The sequence below is a fragment of the Ornithinimicrobium sp. CNJ-824 genome (genome assembly GCF_001942405.1).
GTDB lineage: Bacteria > Actinomycetota > Actinomycetes > Actinomycetales > Dermatophilaceae > Ornithinicoccus > Ornithinicoccus kibberensis.
In genome coordinates, this window is the sequence record NZ_MKKA01000047.1 from 1 (window position 1) to 1,733 (window position 1,733).

Genomic DNA, 1,733 nt, shown 5'->3' on the forward strand with positions numbered 1-1,733 from the left:
CTAGCCCGGGTCTTTCACGGCGCTGGGGCGTGAGCGGTGTGTAGAAACACCGAAGTGCTTCCTGATCAGGGGAAACTTGGACTTGTCGAAGGTCCCAGGTTGCCCGAACAGAAAGCACTCGGTAGATGAAGCGTACTTCGTGGTCCTCTGGTCTGTCCGTCACCGCTGATGGTGTCGGCGTTCTCGCCCACGCGGGCAGCGTCGGGCTGCGGCTGTTGGCCGACCGGGTCGGCCTGACCGGCCAGCTGTCCAAATCGATGGCCCGGGCCTCGTTCGTCCCGGTCCACGACCGTGGGCAGGTGCTGGTCGACGTCGCGGTGATGCTTGCCGATGGTGGTGAGGCGATCGCCGACATCGACGTGCTGCGTCACCAGGGCGGTGTCCTGGGGCCGGTCGCGTCGGCCCCGACGGTGTGGCGCACCCTGGACGAGGTCACGCCGGGGCGGGTCAAGAAGACCGCCGCCGCGCGGGCCCGGGTCCGCCGCCACGTCTGGGCCCAGATCCCCGGCGGCCTTCCTGCCAGCAAGGTTGCCGGGAGGGACCTGGGGCAGGTGGTGGTGCTGGACGTGGACGCCACCGTGGTCGTCGCGCACAGCGAGAAGGAGCAGGCCTCCCCGACCTACAAGCGGACCTTCGGGTTCCACCCGATCGGGGTCTGGTGCGACAACACCGGGGAGTTCCTGACCGCGATGCTGCGCACCGGCCGCGCTGGGTCCAACACCGCGACCGACCACATCGAGGTGCTCACCCAGGCGATCGCTCAGGTCCCGGCCGCCCACCGCAAGCACCTGCTGGTCCGCTCCGACGGCGCTGGTGCCTCTCATGACCTGCTGGACTGGCTGACCACCGCCGGCCAGGTCCGCGGCCGAACCGTGGAGTACTCGGTCGGGTTCGCCATCACCGAGCAGCTCCGAAGGGCGATCGCCCTGGTCCCCGAGCAGGTCTGGGTACCGGCACTGGACGCTGACGGCGACGTCCGTGCTGGCGGTGACGTGGCCGAGCTGACCGACCTGCTCCCCGCCGGACTGCTGGCCCGGTGGCCGGCCGGGATGCGCGTCATCGTCCGTCGTGAACGGCCCCACCCCGGCGCGCAGCTGTCCCTGTTCGAGGAGGCCGACGGGTGGCGCTACCAGGCCTTCGTCACCAACACCACCGCCGGGCAGCTGGCGTTCCTCGAGGCCAGGCACCGCGCCCACGCCCGGGTCGAGGACCGCATCCGGCACGCCAAGGACTCCGGCCTGGGCCGCTTCCCCTCCCGACACTTCGCGATCAACTCCGCCTGGCTGCTGCTGGTCGCATCGCCGCGGACCTGGTGGCCTGGACCCGCCTGCTCGCCCTCACCGGCGACGCCAAGCCCCTGGCCTCTTGTGAACCCAAGGCGCTGCGGTACCGGTTCCTGCACGTGCCCGCCAGACTGACCCACGGCAGTCGCCGCCGACGACTACGACTGCCCTCCACCTGGCCCTGGGCCGCCGCGATCGTGGCCGTCTTCGCCAACATCGCCGCGATCCCACGCCTAGCCTGACCAGACCCGTCCGCCCACGACATCACCACCGGAGACCCGCAGCCCGGCAGCGCCAGCCGCAACCCTGTCACGCCCGCACGCCAACTCCGGATCGAGCACGACGATCAAGCCCCCAAGGCCATCACCGTCCCAGCCTCATGAAAGACCGGGGCTAGAGGCCCGCTGCTGCGCTCACCGCGGCAGGCTTCCAGAACCCGCAGTACGGGGA

At 70.5% G+C, this 1,733-nt stretch carries 1 pseudogene; it reads left to right on the plus strand.

Features of this window, described 5'->3' with window-relative positions:
* Nucleotides 1-125 precede the first annotated feature (125 nt).
* Nucleotides 126-1,525, plus strand: a pseudogene (locus BJF81_RS12870) (IS1380 family transposase).
* Nucleotides 1,526-1,733: the final 208 nt, after the last annotated feature.